Origin of the sequence: Streptomyces sp. NBC_01471 (assembly GCF_041438865.1) — a bacterium.
Lineage (GTDB): Bacteria > Actinomycetota > Actinomycetes > Streptomycetales > Streptomycetaceae > Streptomyces.
The window spans coordinates 2,430,508-2,444,982 of the sequence record NZ_CP109450.1 but is presented as its reverse complement, the minus strand read 5'-3'; the positions used below and the strand labels follow the sequence as shown (position 1 = coordinate 2,444,982).

Genomic DNA, 14,475 nt, shown 5'->3' with positions numbered 1-14,475 from the left:
CCCCGGCGAGTACGTGAGCGGGCCGGGCGGGAATGTCACAGGGCGCCGTTAGCCTTTCTGAGGTGACCCCACGCATCACCGACCCCGAGCAGCTCAAGGAGCTCCTCGGCATCCCCTTCACCCCGGAGCAGACGGCCTGCATCACGGCGCCGCCCGCCCCGCAGGTCATCGTGGCCGGAGCCGGTTCGGGGAAGACCACGGTGATGGCCGCGCGGGTGGTGTGGCTGGTGGGGACCGGGCAGGTCGCGCCCGAGCAGGTGCTCGGGCTGACCTTCACCAACAAGGCGGCCGGCGAGCTGGCCGAGCGGGTCCGCAAGGCACTGGTCCGCGCCGGGGTCACCGACCCGGACGTCATCGATCCGCCGCACCGTCCGGCACCGTCATCCGGCCGCCACCCCTCGGTGCCGACGGCGAGTGCGGACCCCTACTACTCGCCGGGCGAGCCGCGCATCTCGACGTACCACGCCTTCGCCGGACAGCTGCTCACCGACCACGGGCTGCGGATCGGCCTGGAGCCGTCCTCCCGGCTGCTCGCCGACGCCACCCGCTACCAGCTGGCAGCGAGGGTGCTCAAGGAGGCGCCGGGCCCCTATCCGGCGCTGACGAAGTCCTTCTCCTCGCTGGTGAGCGACCTGCTGGCGCTGGACGGCGAGCTGGCCGAGCATCTGGTGACCCCGGAGACACTGCGCGCGTACGACACCGATCTGCTGGCCACGCTGGAGGGCGCCCGGCTCTCCAACGCCGAACTGCGCAAGGTCCCGGAGGCGGCGGGCGCCCGCCGGGAACTGCTCGATCTGGTGAGCCGCTACCGCGCGGCCAAACGCAGCCGTGACCTGCTCGACTTCGGCGACCAGATCGCCCTCTCCGCCGAACTGGCGCTGACCAGGCCAGAGGTGGGCACCATCCTGCGGGACGAGTTCCGGGTGGTCCTGCTCGACGAGTACCAGGACACCTCCGTCGCCCAGCGGCTGCTGCTCTCCGGCCTGTTCGGGGGCGGCAGCGGCCATGCGGTGACCGCCGTGGGCGACCCCTGTCAGGCGATCTACGGCTGGCGCGGCGCGTCCGTCGCCAACCTGGACGACTTCCCCGAGCACTTCCCGTACGCCGACGGGAGCCCCGCCACCCGCTTCTCGCTGAGCGAGAACCGGCGCAGCGGCGGCCGCCTCCTCGACCTGGCCAACGGCCTCGCGGCGCCGCTGCGCGCGATGCACGCGGGCGTCGAGGCGCTGCGGCCCGCGCCGGGCGCCGAGCGGGACGGCATGGTGCGGTGCGCCCTGCTCCGGACGCACGAGGAGGAGATCGGCTGGCTGGCGGACTCGCTCGCGCATCTGGTGCGTACGGGCAAGGACCCGGGCGAGATCGCGGTGCTCTGCCGCACCGCGGGTGACTTCGCGGAGATCCAGGGCGCGCTGGTGGCCCGGGACGTGCCGGTCGAGGTGGTCGGCCTCTCGGGGCTCCTGCACCTCCCCGAGGTCGCCGACCTGGTCGCGGTCTGCGAGGTGCTCCAGGACCCGGGGGCCAACGCCTCGCTGGTCCGGCTGCTGACCGGGCCGCGCTGGCGGATCGGCCCGCGCGACCTGGCGCTGCTGGGCCGCCGGGCGCGGCTGCTTGTGCGCCACGACGGCGCCGCGGGCGCGGAGGGGGCCGACCCGGACCAGCGGCTCGCCGAGGCCGTCGAAGGCGTCGACCCGGCCGAGGTGGTCTCGCTGGCGGACGCGCTGGACACGTTCCTGGCCGGTGGCGGGAGCGCGGAAGGGGGCTTCCCCGACGGGTCGGACGACGGGCTTCCGTTCTCCGCGGACGCCCGGGTGAGGTTCGCCCGCCTCGCTGCCGAACTGCGCGATCTGCGGCGCTCGCTGGCCGACCCGCTGATGGACGTACTGCACCGGGTGCTCGCCACGACGGGCCTGGAGGTCGAGCTCTCGGCCTCGCCGCACGCCCTGGCCGCCCGCCGGCGCGAGACCCTCTCGCACTTCCTGGACATAGCGGCGGGCTTCGCGTCGCTGGACGGAGAGGCGAGCCTCCTGGCCTTCCTGGCCTTCCTGCGGACGGCCGCCCAGTACGAGAAAGGGCTGGACAACGCGCTGCCCGGCGGCGAGAACACCGTCAAGGTCCTCACCGCCCACAAGTCCAAGGGCCTCGAATGGGATGTGGTCGCCGTTCCCGGTCTGGTGGTCAGGCAGTTCCCGAGCGAGCAGTCCCGTGAGTCCTGGACGGCGCAGCCGAAGGTGCTGCCGCACGCGCTGCGCGGCGACGCGACGACGCTCCCCGGGGTCGGGGCGTGGGACGCGAAGGGACTCGCCGCTTTCAAGGCGGCGATGAAGTCCCACCAGCACACGGAGGAACTCCGCCTCGGCTACGTCACCTTCACCCGCCCGCGCTCGCTGCTGCTCGGCTCGGCCCACTGGTGGGGACCGACCCAGAAGCGCCCGCGCGGCCCGTCGGACTTCCTGCTCGCGCTCCAGGAACACTGCGCCGCGGGGTACGGCGAGACGGAGGTCTGGGCGGACACCCCGGAGGAGGACGAGGAGAACCCGGCGCTGCGGGACGCGGCGGCGGACCACGCCTGGCCCCTGCCGCTGGACGAGACGTCCCTGGCCCGCCGCAGGGCAGCGGCCGGCCTGGTCATGGACGAGCTGAACGAAGCGGCGGCCCAGGCCGGTCCGGCGTTCGACGACCGGGGTCCGGAGCGGCGCCCCGGGACGCCGGCCCCGCACGACGACACCCCCGCCCCACCGCTCGTGCCCCACGCCAGGACCCCGCTCACCCCCGAGGACGCCCGCACCATCACCTCCTGGGACCGCGACCTCGACGCCCTCACGGCCGAACTGCTCCGCGCCAGGAGCACCGTGCGGGACGTCCCCGTACCGCTCACTCTCACCGCCACCCAGCTGCTGCGCCTCGCCGAGGACCCCGACGCGTTCGCGCACGAGCTGGCCCGGCCCATGCCGCGCCCACCGCAGCCCGCCGCCCGGCGCGGCACCCGCTTCCACGCCTGGGTCGAGTCGCGTTTCGAGGACCTGCCCCTGCCCATGCTCGGGCCCGACGAGCTGCCCGGCGGTGACGACGACGAACCGGAGATCGCCGACGAGCGTGATCTGGCCGGACTGAAGGCGGCCTTCGAGCGCACCCCGTACGCCGGGCGTACACCCCACCGGGTCGAGGCCCCCTTCACCCTCACCCTCGCCGGGAGGGTGATCCGCGGCCGGATGGACGCCGTCTACCGCACCTCCCGCGACACCTACGAGATCGTCGACTGGAAGACCCACCGCGCCCACACCGCCGACCCGCTCCAGCTGGCCGTCTACCGCCTGGCCTGGGCCGAGCAGCACCACATTCCGCTCACGTCGGTGACGGCCGCGTTCCTCTACGTACGGACCGGAGAAGTGATCCGGCCCACACCGCTGCCGGGCCGGGCCGGTCTTGAGCGGATCCTGCTCGGAGATCCACCGGGCGAGCCACCCCGACCGGCCGGTTAGGCTCGACGGCATGAGCGACACCCCGGACAGCGCTGTCCGCACGTACATCGACCAGCACCGCGGGTCCTTCCTCGACGACCTGGCCGACTGGCTGCGCATCCCCTCCGTCTCCGCGCAGCCGGAGCACGCAGCCGATGTACGCCGCAGCGCCGACTGGCTGGCCGCCACACTCAAGGGCACCGGCTTCCCGGTCACCGAGGTCCTCGATACGCCCGGTGCCCCCGCGGTGTTCGCCGAGTGGCCTTCGGGCGACCCGGAAGCGCCGACCGTGCTCGTCTACGGCCACCACGACGTCCAGCCCGCTGCGGTCGAGGACGGCTGGCACACCGACCCGTTCGAGCCGGTCGTCAGGGACGGCCGGATGTACGGCAGGGGTGCCGCCGACGACAAGGGCCAGGTGTTCTTCCACACACTCGGTGTCCGGGCCCACCTCGCCGCCACCGGCCGCACCGCCCCCGCCGTCAATCTCAAGCTCCTCGTCGAGGGCGAGGAGGAGTCCGGCTCCCCGCACTTCAGGGAGCTGGTCGAGCAGCACGCCGAGCGCTTCGCCGCCGACGTGGTGATCGTCTCGGACACCGGCATGTGGTCCGAGACGACCCCGACCGTCTGCACAGGTATGCGTGGCCTCGCCGAGTGCGAGATCACCTTCGGGGGTCCCGACCAGGACATCCACTCGGGCTCGTTCGGCGGCGCCGTCCCGAACCCGGCCACCGCCGCTGCCCGGCTGGTCGCCGCGCTGCACGACGCCGACGGGCGCGTCGCCGTCCCCGGCTTCTACGACGGGGTCGCCGAACTGACGGACGCCGAGCGCGAGCTCTTCTCCGAGCTGCCCTTCGACGAGGGCGAGTGGCTGCGGACCGCCAAGTCCCGTGCGGCGGCCGGGGAGCGGGGCCACACCACACTGGAGCGGATCTGGGCCCGCCCGACCGCCGAGGTCAACGGCATCGGCGGCGGCTACCAGGGCGCGGGCGGCAAGACGGTCGTCCCGTCGTCCGCCATGGTCAAGCTCTCGTTCCGGCTGGTCGCGGGCCAGGACCCGGTCCGGATCGAGCAGCTCGTCACCGAGTGGGCGGCGGGCCGGGCGGAGCCCGGGATCCGCCAGGAGATCACGTTCAGCGCCGGCACCCGGCCGTGCCTGACCCCGCTGGACCACCCGGCGCTCCAGTCGGTCGTACGGGCCATGGGCCGGGCGTTCGGCGAGAAGATCCGCTTCACCCGGGAGGGCGGCTCGGGCCCCGCCGCCGACCTCCAGGACGTCCTCGGTGCCCCGGTGCTCTTCCTGGGCATCTCCGTGCCGTCCGACGGCTGGCACGCACCGAACGAGAAGGTCGAACTCGGCCTGCTGTTCAAGGGCGTGGAGACCACCGCCCATCTGTGGGGCGATATGGCCGACGCCCTGCGACGAGAATGCTGAACCCGAACCACCCAGTCCATGAGGGGGAGTTGGAAGCACCTGTGAGCAACTTCAGCAATGCCACCGAAGGCCACGCGAGCGGAGGCGGGGCCGCTGACGGCCGGGCCACCGACGACCCGGCCGCCGCCACGGATCCGTACCGGCCGATCGGCCTGACGGCCCCGAACGGCATCGACCGGGCAGCCCACCACCGCCTCGACGAGGCGTGGCTCGCGGCGGCCTGGAGCCACCCGACGACCCGGGTCTTCGTGGTCTCCGGCGGCCAGGCGCTGATCGACGAGACGCCCGACGGCCGCACCGAGCTGCTCAAGACGCCGTCGTTCGAGGCCCCGCTCACCGAGGAGCACCGCTACTTCCTCGGCACGGACGCGGACGGAGTGCGGTACTTCGCGCTCCAGAAGGACACCCTCCCCGGCCGGATGGACCAGTCGGCCCGGCCGGCCGGGCTGCGTGAGGCCGGGCTGCTGCTCTCGCCGCTCGACGCCGGGCTCCTGGTGCACGCGGTGGCGCTGGAGAACTGGCAGCGCCTGCACCGGTTCTGCTCCCGCTGCGGTGAGCGCACCGTCATCGCCGCCGCGGGCCACATCCGGCGCTGCCAGGCCTGCGGGGCCGAGCACTACCCCCGTACCGACCCGGCCGTGATCATGCTCGTCACCGACGAGCACGACCGGGCACTGCTCGGCCGGCAGGTGCACTGGCCCGAGGGCCGGTTCTCCACGCTCGCCGGTTTCGTCGAGCCGGGCGAGTCCATCGAGGCCGCGGTGGCGCGTGAGGTGTTCGAGGAGGCGGGTGTGACGGTCGGCCCGGTCCAGTACGTCGCCAGCCAGCCCTGGCCCTTCCCGTCCAGTCTGATGCTCGGCTTCATGGCGCAGGCCACGTCCTCCGAGATCACGGTGGACGGCGAGGAGATCAGCGAGGCCCGCTGGTTCTCGCGGGAGGACCTGCGGTCGGCCATAGAGTCCGGGGAGGTGCTGCCCCCGGCCGGTATCTCGATCGCGGCCCGGCTGGTGGAGCTCTGGTACGGCAAGCCGCTGCCGAAGCCGCTGAACTGACCGGACCGGACGGGACCGGACGGGACCGGACGGGACCGGACCTGACTTGACCCGACAGGGTTACGGGGCAAGGGGTACGGAGCCCCGCAGGGTGATGGCACGGCCGGACGAGGGGCCCGGAGCCCCTCGTCCGGATCATGCCTGTCCGGCCGTCCGGCCGTCCGGCTGTCCGGCTGTCCGGCTGTCCGGCGGCGCGACCGTGCCTGCCTAGCGGCTCACCGGGATCCAGCCCGGGGTGTCGTCCTCGTTGCGGGGCTGCAGCTCGACCTTGATGTGGTGGGTGTTGTCGCGCGTCACCGACCCGCTGCCGCCCACGGTGACCACGCCGATCCGCAGCTTTCCCTCGCCTTCGGTCTCCCGGCTCACCTGCACCGCGATCTCCAGCGTCACCCGCTCCACACTGAGGCGCAGCGCGCTGTCCCCGATCCGGCGCTGCGCCTCGGCCAGTTCGGTCCTCACCTGGCTGATCAGGTCCGCCAGACCCGCCACTGGTGCGGCTCCCGTCCCGTCGTTCATTGCTCCCCCTTGTGCAGCCCGGGTCCCATTGTCGCGCCCTGCCCCTACTCTGGGGAAGCATGGAGGGGGAGCCGTTATGGCTCAACACGCTTATGGATCAACAGAGTTGGCGGCTCCGACTGCATGCGGAGCTGCCCGGGGGCGAGCCGGGGGACGTGCTCGGCGCCGGGGTCCTGTTCGGCCGGGACCTGGTGCTGACCTGTGCCCATGTGCTGCCGGGCCCCGCCGAGCCGGTGCGGGTCGAATTCCCGGTCCTGGCCGGGGAGCCGAAAGGCGTGTCGCGCTCGGCGAGGGTGGTCGACGGCCACTGGGTGGAGCGGTACGGGCGCGACGAGGGGGACCTCGCGCTGCTCCGGCTCACCGAGCCCGCCCCGGTGACCTCCACGGCCGTACTGCACCGCGACCCCGCCCCGTACGACACCCGGGTGACGGTGGACGGCTTCCCCCGGAACCGGTCGGGCGGTCTCTGGGTGGACGCCGTGCTCAAGGGGCCGGGGGGCCACGGCGACGAGTGGGTGCAGATCAACCCGGTCGACTTCCACGACCCGGACCCCCGCGGCTTCAGCGGGGCCGGAGTCACCGAGGCCGGGACCGGCCGGCTGCTCGGGATCATGGTCGCGGTGTACGACACCCCGGCCGGCCGGAGTCCGTTCTTCCACTTCTATATGATCCCCGCCGCGACGATCGCCGGTCATCTCCCGCTCGTCGCGGAACACCACATGACAGGGCCCCGGGTCATTCCGCCGCAGTTGTCGGTGGCACCGGGCGACCAGCGGACCGGCCGGCCGCTGGGCCTCCAGCAGACGCTGACCTGCTGGCTGAACGGTGACGACACCAGCTGGGACATCGAAACCGTCTTCCTGCGCGAGGACGACGAGGAGGCCGATGTCGCGCTCCGGACGACCCTGGGCCTGGCCGACCGGGAGCGCTCACCCGGGCTCTCGACCACGGGGAGCAGCCGGCCCGGCGGCCCCGCGGTCCCGCACCGCGGCAGCATCAGCCTCGCGGTGGCCGCGGCCGGGCGCTCCCGTGAGCAGCTCGCGCGGGACCTGGAACCGGAGCCTGCGCGGCAGTTGACCTCCGTGGTGGTCTCGCTGCCGGACCGGGCGGCCGCGGCCCCCGGCGAGACGGCCGGGCTGCTGCGGCGCCTGGCGGACCGCGGAGCCAGACTCCTGCTCGTCCTGCACGGCCCGGCCCCCGGACTCACCGGCGAACTGCTGCCCGCCGGACGCGCCGCGCAATGGCTGGAACGCCTGGCGGACCGGGCCGACCGGCTCTCCGAGACCGAACGCGCCGTCAGGGACCTGTTCCGGCGACTGGAACCGCGCGTCACCGGGCTGCCGGGACCGCCCGCCCGGCACGGCGACCGGGCCCAGCTGTGGACCGCGCAGCTCGCGGCCGAACTGGAGCAGACGCAGCAACGGGAACAGGAGCCGGCGGGATGTCCGCCCTCCGGGAGCGAGATGGGGGTGGCCGCGCTGCTGCAGATGCTGTCGTACGCCGAACAGTCCGTCCTGAGCGCGCTGTTGCGGGCCGAGGACGTCGAACAACGGCTGCTCGCCGCCCTCGACCGGATGCTGGACCTGCGCGGCCTGCTCGCCGCCGAACAGGCCAGGCTCGCCGACCACCAGCGGGCCGAGGACGCCGTGGCGGCCGGCCAGTACCGGCGGGCGCAGCAGCTGCTGACGGAGGGGCCGAGCAGCCTCGATGACGTGGAGCGGGCGGTCGCGGCGTTCGTCGCGACCGTACACGCGCGGCTGGACGGCGGTTCCGGCGCGGAAGCGGCCCCCCGGCAGCGGGACGCCGGAGAGGGCACGGCGGCGAGGGACGGCGGACAGGGCACGGCGGTGGCGAGGACCGCCGGAGAGGAGGGGACCCGTTGAGCCCGTGCCCCCACCCCGGCTGTGGCAGCCGGGTCACCCCCGCCGGTTACTGCCAGCGCAGCGGCAGGCGCGTCGACTCCGCGACCGGCCGCCACGCCGGGGCCACCCGGCCGCCCGGCCCGCGCCGGGAGCAGTCCGCGGCTCCGGCCGCCGCCGTGCTGCTCCCGCCGCCCGAGAAGGACCACGACCCGCTGGTCCTCCCCGAGGTGCGGCCCGCGGCGCCGGTGGCCGGCCCGTACGACACCGGCCGGCTGCGGAGCCTGGGCCTCGGCCCGGACCGGATGCTCGCGGGGCAGTACCGGTTGATCAGGAGCATCGGGTACGGGGGCATGGGCGAAGTGCATCTCGCCGAGGACACCCGGCTGGAGAACCGCCCTGTGGCGGTCAAATTCCTGCACCAGCAGCACGACGGTGACGACAGGGACCCGCCCAGCGCGCGCCGTGAGCACATCCGGCTCAACGAGAAGGCGATGCGCAGCGAACGCCAGGAGCTCGTCGCCCTCAACCACCCCGATCTCATCCGGGTGTTCAACTACGGCAGCCACGATCCCGCGGGCGAGTTCCTGGTGCTCGAATACGCGAACGGGCTGACCCTGGAGGACGTCAGGGTCCGGGTGGTCAACGATCCCGGGGCCTTCGGCGGGGTGCGCTTCCACGAGTTCGTGCTCGGTTACGGCATCCGCATCCTGAACGCCCTCGGCTATCTCCACCAGCAGAAGGGCAAGGTGTACGGCGATCTCAAGCCGCACAACGTCATGCACTGCGGTACCGAGATCAAGATCGTCGACGTGGGCAGCGTCCGCCAGGAGCGGGCCGAGGGCCCGGTCACCCGAGGCTACTTCGCCCCCGGCGTCGGCCCGAACGGGGAGACCCGTTTCCAGGACGACCTGTTCAGCCTCGGCGTGACGCTGCGCGAACTCAGCGCCGCCGCGCCGCCCGCGCAGGGGCTGGGGCCAGAGTCCCTGCGCAGGGCACTGGACCGCGCCACCCACGCCGACCGCAGGGCCAGATTCGCCACCGCCGACGAGATGGCGCACCAGCTCCGCGGGGTGCTGCGCGAACTGCGCTCGCTGCGCACGTCCCAGGAGTCCTTCGAGCCGTCCCCGGTCTTCGTCCAGTCCGCACACGCCCTCGACGGGGCGATCGGCTCACCGCCACCGCTCAGCCACTGGGCGAGCGGCGCGCCCCCGGTCCCGCCCGGCCCGGTCCCGCCGGAGCCGGGCGAGATGGCCTGCGGCCTGCCCGTACCGAAGCCCGACCCGCACGACCTGAACGCGCCCCGGCTCGGCCGGCTCGCGGAGGACGACGCGACGGCGCTGCTCCAGCGCACCAGCGGCTGGGATCCCTCGGCCGAGCTCCATCTGCTGCGCTGCAGGCTGCACATGGCGCTCGCGGTCGCCGCCGACGACACCCGGCCGCTGCGCCGGGCGTACGCGGAGATCAGCCGGGCCCGGCGCTCCATCGCCCCGGGCTGGGCACCGTACGACTGGCGGATCGACTGGCACCTGGGTCTGCTGGCGCTCGCGTCCGGGAACACCGACGGCGCGCGCCTGCGGTTCGACGCCATCTACGACGCGATCCCCGGCGAGTACGCGCCCAAACTCGCGCTCGGCTACTGCGCGGAGCGGCGGTGCGAGTGGCCGCAGGCGCTGCGGCTCTACGACGCGGTCCGCCGCCGCAACCACTCACTTGGCGGCGCTGCCTTCGGCTGCGCCCGGGTGCTGCTGGCCGCGGTGAGCGACGGATCGGAGGCCGTGGCACGTGACCTTGACGGGCCGGCCACCGACCGGTCCGGAGAGCCCGCGGCCGACCGGGGCGAAGGGCTGGCCGGTGCGCTGGCCGCGCTGGAACTGGTCCCTGCGCACTCCCGTCATCTGACCGCGGCCCGGACGGCCATCGTCCGGATCAAGGCGGCCCGGGCACGGAACTCACCCCCCGACGACGATGCGCTCAAGGACGCCCTGCACCGGCTCGGGCCGCTCTTCCACGAGCACGGTCTGACGGACCACCGGGGCCGCCACCGCCTGGAGACGGAGCTCTGGGAGACGGTCCTCGAACGCGTTCCGCACCGGCCCCTGACCGATTTCACCGCGGCGCTCGACGCCCGGCTCACGGCGCCGCAGAGCCCGCAGGGGCTGGCCGACATGCTCTCACTGCTCTACCGAGGCCTCGCCGACCAGGCCAGACGCTCCGACCTGCCGGACAGCAACGAGATCGCGGAAGCGCTCATCGACCGGGCCAACAGCGTCCGCCCGCTGGGCTTCCGCCACGACAGGAGGCACCCATGGCTGGGGAAGGCACACCGGCAGCGCATCCGGGACCGGCTGAGCCCGCGGTCTCCCTCGAAGTGAGCCAGGTCCCCGAACTGCCGGTGCCCGACCCGGGACACGAGGCCCGGATGTACGCCGTCGTCACCGTGACCGTCCGGCGCCCGGTCGCCGCGGACACCCGGCGGGCCGCAGCGCAGGACCAGGGGCCGCGCCATGCCGTGGTGTTCCTCATCGACCACTCGTCGTCGATGGTGAACCCGCCCACGCGGATGGCGGCCGCCAGGAACGCGGCGGCCGCCGCCGTACGGGCCGTGCCGGACGGCGCGTACTTCGCGGTCGTCGCAGGGCGGGACCGGCCCGGCACCGTGTACCCGGAGCAGCCGCCCGGCGGGCGCCGCACCCTGGCTGTCGCCGACGACCTGACCCGGCGGGCGGCGGAGGACGCCCTGCGCGCCTGCCACCCGGGCGGCGGCACCGCGATCGGCAGCTGGCTGGGGCGCGCCCAGGAGCTCTTCGCCGGACTCCCCGGCTGCGGCGCCGACTTCGTACGGCACGCCCTGCTGCTCACCGACGGCAGGAACGAACCGGGCTACGAGTCCCGCGAGGAGCTGACCGCCCGTATCGCGGAGTGCGCGGGGCAGTTCACCTGCGACGCGATCGGCATCGGTGACGGCTGGGACACCGGGGAGCTGCTCCTGATCACCACCGGGCTGAACGGCACGGCGCACGCCTTCGAGGAGACCGGGCCGACCGGTCCGCTCCCCGCCAGGCTGCACGACCTCACCCGACAGGCGGCAGGACGCGACCTCACCGGACTGCGGCTGCGGCTCTACCGCAGCGACAACGCCGAACTCCGGTCCTTCGGACAGGTCCACCCGACACGGCGGACGCTGCGGCCGGTGGAGGAGACCGAATTCCTGCGGGAGTTCGCCACCGAACCCTGGGGCGACGAGACCCGCTCGTACCTGCTCTCGCTCAGTGCCCGGCACACCGCCGAGGCCGGGGGCCCGGAGCTGATGCTCACCGAGGTGGAGCTGGTGCGCGACGGCGCCGCCCGGCCGCCGGTGGAACTGCCGCCGTCACAGCCTGTCGTGGTCCGCTGGTCGGGAGACCACGGGCTGTACAGCCGGGTGCACCCCGATGTCGGCCACTTCCTGCACCAGGAGGACCTGGTCCGGTGCTTCGAGGAGGGCTGCGCCGCACTGCGTGCCGGTGATCCCGAGACCGCCCGCGGGGCCCTCGGCCGGGCCTGGCAGCTCGCGGTGCAGGTCGGCGACGACGCCATGCGGGAGCACCTGGAGAAACTGGTCGAGCCCGGTGCGGACGGCGAGGTGGAACTGCACGCCCGCATCAGACGGTTCGACATCGAGACCGCCCGGATCCGTACGAGTTACACGAAGAGCCGCCGGTGAGCGGCGCGGGGGAGCGACAGGTGCACAGCGCGGGGGAGCCACCGGGGTACGCCGCGGGCCGGGTGACCGCGGTGTTCGGGGCGCTGCGCCGTCTGCTCTGCCTGGCGCCCGTACCGGCCGGGCAGAGCCCGGCCTTCCTCCGTGACCGGCTGATCGCGCTGCCCCTGCTCACGGTGATCGCGTTCGGATCGCTGTCGCCGGCGTACGGAGAGGTGCACGGCGACTCGTCCCGGATCGCCGAGCGCACCGGCCCGGCCCTGGTGGAGCTGACCCGCGCCGAAATCGCCCTGGACCAGGCACAGAAGGAAGCCGATTCGGTCCTGCAAGGGCCAGAACTGATCGGACTCGGCCAGACCTATCCGACCCTGATCACCAGGGCCACCCAGAACCTCAACGAGGCCGCCCAGTCGCCCGCGCTCAGCGCCTCCCAGCGGCAGGGCCTCCAGGTGGTGTCGGGGCTGGTGGTCGACTACAACGGCTACATCGGCACCGCCGACCGCAACCGGGACGACCCCACGCTCAAGAAGGCGTATCTCTCGTACGCGCTCAGCATGCTCTGCGAGACGGCGGGCGGCACGGACGGCGCGGGCTCCCCGGCGCGCTGCGCCGACCGCGCCGTACACGGCTACGAGGCGACCACCATCCAGGACCGCATCGGCTCGCTGCAGCGGAGCCTGCGCGCGGATCTCGACCACGAGGCGGGCTGGGGTACCGCTCCCGTCGTCCTTGCCGCCGTCGCCTGCGCCGCGTTCGCGCTGCTGGCGATCGGCCTGTTCCGGACGCTCGCTTTCCTGAAGGTGCGGCTCCGGCTGCTGAGCCTGCCGCTGGCGGCGGCCGTACTGCCGCTGCTCGTCGTGCCGGTGCTGGCGTTGGGCACGGTTCAGGTGCAGCACGGACAGGCCGCCGTGCGGCACATCGCCGACGGGGAGCTGGCCCGGGTCTCCGCCGCGGCCCCGGCGGTCCAGCTGTCACGGACCACCGGCACGACAGCCGCACCGGGCTCCGTCGACGGGCTGCAGCAGCGGATCGACGCCGCCATGCGCCGGGCGCACAGCGGGGGCTGGGCGTCGGTGACGGGGTTCATCCTGCCGGTCGGACTGCTGGGCGCGGCGGTCACCGGCTGGGCGCTCCTTGCCTACCGGCGCGACTACGTACGGGTCCCGACGCGGGAGGACTACCGGTGATGCGGGCGAATCGCGGCACAGGCCTGCGCCTGCTGCTGTCCGGCACGCTGATCGTGCTCGCCGCCGCGCTCGGCGGCTGCTCCGGCGGCGGCAAGCAGACGGTCGTGGTCCTCGGACCGTGGACGGGGAACGAAGCGGCCGCGTTCACCAGGACGCTGGACCTGCTGGACAACGGCACCCCGTACACCTACAGCTACCAGGGCACCAGTTCGCTGCGCGAGACGCTGGTCGCGCAGTTGGAGGCGGACGCGCCGCCGGACGTGGCGATCCTCAACAGTCAGGGTGAGCTGCTCGAATACGCACGCGAGGGCGCGCTCACACCGCTGACCGGCTCCCTGGCGACCCGGGCGTACCCGCCCTGGGCCCCCGAGCTGGTCGTCAGCGGCGCCAGACACACCTACTGGGTCCCGCTCAAGGTCGACATCAAGAGTCTGGTGTGGACCAGGACGTCCCAGCCGGTCAGGCCGCACAGCTGGTGCCTCGGCATGAGCGCCCAGGCCACCACGGGCTGGCCGGGCACCGACTGGATCGAGGACATCCTGCTGCACAGGTCCGGTCCGGAGGCGTACGAGAAGTGGGCCACCGGGATCCTGCCGTGGACCAGCCCCGAGGTACGGGACGCGTGGAGCACCTGGGCCTCGCTGATGGCCGGGCAGAACACCAGGAGCGCGCTCGACATCCCGTACACGGGCGAGGGCGGCAAGGGGCTGCTCAACTCCGGTACCTGCACGGAGGAGCACGCGGGGACGTTCATCCGTTATCTGTACGGCCCGGACATCACGTTCAGGCCGTCGGCCGACACGATCCCCGGACTGGGCGGCCACAAGGACGCGTACGAGGTGTCGGCCGACATGGCCGCGGTGTTCCGCGACAGTCCGGCGGCGATGAAACTGCTGAGCAGACTGGCCGGACCCGAGGGGCGCAGGATCTGGCTGGCCCAGGCCGCACCGCAGCTGAAACCGCACTTCCCCAGTGCGTCGGACCCACAGCCCACCGACCCGCTCGGCCGCAAGGCGGCGACTCTCCTCACCGGCGGAACGAGCGAGGCGCCGACGCACCAGTTGTGCTTCGACGCCTCGGACACCATGCCGCCCACCCTGCGCGACGCCTTCCAGCACGCCGTGCTGAAGTTCCTCAGCACACCCGACAGCGCCACACAGAACAGGCTGCTGGCACAGCTGGAACAGGAACGCCGCAGACTGGCGGGCGCGGACCTGCTGCCCGGCGTGTGCGGGAGCCCCGCACCGTAGGGGCTGACCGCTCGG

9 protein-coding genes are annotated in these 14,475 nt (G+C 73.4%); 8 read left to right on the top strand and 1 reads right to left on the bottom strand.

Features of this window, described 5'->3' with window-relative positions; translation table 11 throughout:
- Positions 1-62: 62 nt before the first annotated feature.
- The 3 genes from OG285_RS10490 (at position 63) to nudC (ending at position 5,945) form a co-directional block, all read left to right on the top strand.
- On the top strand, positions 63-3,479 hold the full coding sequence (locus tag OG285_RS10490; RefSeq protein ID WP_371790820.1) for a UvrD-helicase domain-containing protein: 3,417 nt from the start codon (positions 63-65) through the stop codon (positions 3,477-3,479).
- Between the two features lie 10 nt (positions 3,480-3,489).
- Entirely contained in the window at positions 3,490-4,893 is a 1,404-nt protein-coding gene (locus tag OG285_RS10485; protein ID WP_356827273.1) for a dipeptidase, read from the top strand.
- A 146-nt stretch (positions 4,894-5,039) separates the two neighbouring features.
- On the top strand, positions 5,040-5,945 hold the full coding sequence (gene nudC, locus OG285_RS10480; RefSeq protein ID WP_356827422.1) for an NAD(+) diphosphatase: 906 nt from the start codon (positions 5,040-5,042) through the stop codon (positions 5,943-5,945).
- Positions 5,946-6,152: 207 nt separating this feature from the next.
- Here nudC and OG285_RS10475 read toward each other — a convergent pair whose 3' ends face one another.
- On the bottom strand, positions 6,153-6,461 hold the full coding sequence (locus tag OG285_RS10475; RefSeq protein WP_371790819.1) for a trypco2 family protein: 309 nt from the start codon (positions 6,459-6,461) through the stop codon (positions 6,153-6,155).
- 92 nt (positions 6,462-6,553) lie between these two features.
- On the opposite strand from OG285_RS10475, the gene OG285_RS10470 reads away from it, so the two are divergent.
- From OG285_RS10470 to OG285_RS10450, 5 genes are read left to right on the top strand one after another with little or no spacing between them, the layout of a single operon-like run.
- The gene (locus OG285_RS10470) at positions 6,554-8,344 is read left to right on the top strand and encodes a trypsin-like peptidase domain-containing protein (RefSeq protein ID WP_371790818.1); all 1,791 of its coding nucleotides are present in this window, start codon (positions 6,554-6,556) and stop codon (positions 8,342-8,344) included.
- On the top strand, positions 8,341-10,695 hold the full coding sequence (locus OG285_RS10465) for a tetratricopeptide repeat protein (protein ID WP_371790817.1): 2,355 nt from the start codon (positions 8,341-8,343) through the stop codon (positions 10,693-10,695). The genes OG285_RS10470 and OG285_RS10465 overlap by 4 nt, the downstream gene beginning before the upstream one ends.
- Positions 10,629-12,026, top strand: a complete 1,398-nt coding sequence (locus OG285_RS10460) for a VWA domain-containing protein (protein ID WP_371790816.1) — start codon at positions 10,629-10,631, stop codon at positions 12,024-12,026. Before OG285_RS10465 ends, OG285_RS10460 begins: the two co-directional genes overlap by 67 nt.
- Positions 12,023-13,210: a hypothetical protein gene (locus tag OG285_RS10455; RefSeq protein WP_371790815.1), complete on the top strand. Its 1,188-nt coding sequence runs from the start codon at positions 12,023-12,025 to the stop codon at positions 13,208-13,210. Before OG285_RS10460 ends, OG285_RS10455 begins: the two co-directional genes overlap by 4 nt.
- Positions 13,210-14,460, top strand: coding sequence for an ABC transporter substrate-binding protein (locus OG285_RS10450; protein ID WP_356827267.1), 1,251 nt, complete (start codon positions 13,210-13,212; stop codon positions 14,458-14,460). Before OG285_RS10455 ends, OG285_RS10450 begins: the two co-directional genes overlap by 1 nt.
- Positions 14,461-14,475 lie beyond the last annotated feature (15 nt).

What these genes read in the sequence shown, in the direction of transcription:
- OG285_RS10485 (WP_356827273.1), top strand. Translation starts at nt 3,490, where the DNA reads ATGAGCGACACCCCGGACAGCGCTGTCCGCACGTACATCGACCAGCAC.
- OG285_RS10475 (WP_371790819.1), bottom strand. Translation starts at nt 6,461, where the DNA reads ATGAACGACGGGACGGGAGCCGCACCAGTGGCGGGTCTGGCGGACCTG.
- OG285_RS10470 (WP_371790818.1), top strand. Translation starts at nt 6,554, where the DNA reads ATGGATCAACAGAGTTGGCGGCTCCGACTGCATGCGGAGCTGCCCGGG.
- OG285_RS10460 (WP_371790816.1), top strand. Translation starts at nt 10,629, where the DNA reads ATGGCTGGGGAAGGCACACCGGCAGCGCATCCGGGACCGGCTGAGCCC.
- OG285_RS10450 (WP_356827267.1), top strand. Translation starts at nt 13,210, where the DNA reads ATGCGGGCGAATCGCGGCACAGGCCTGCGCCTGCTGCTGTCCGGCACG.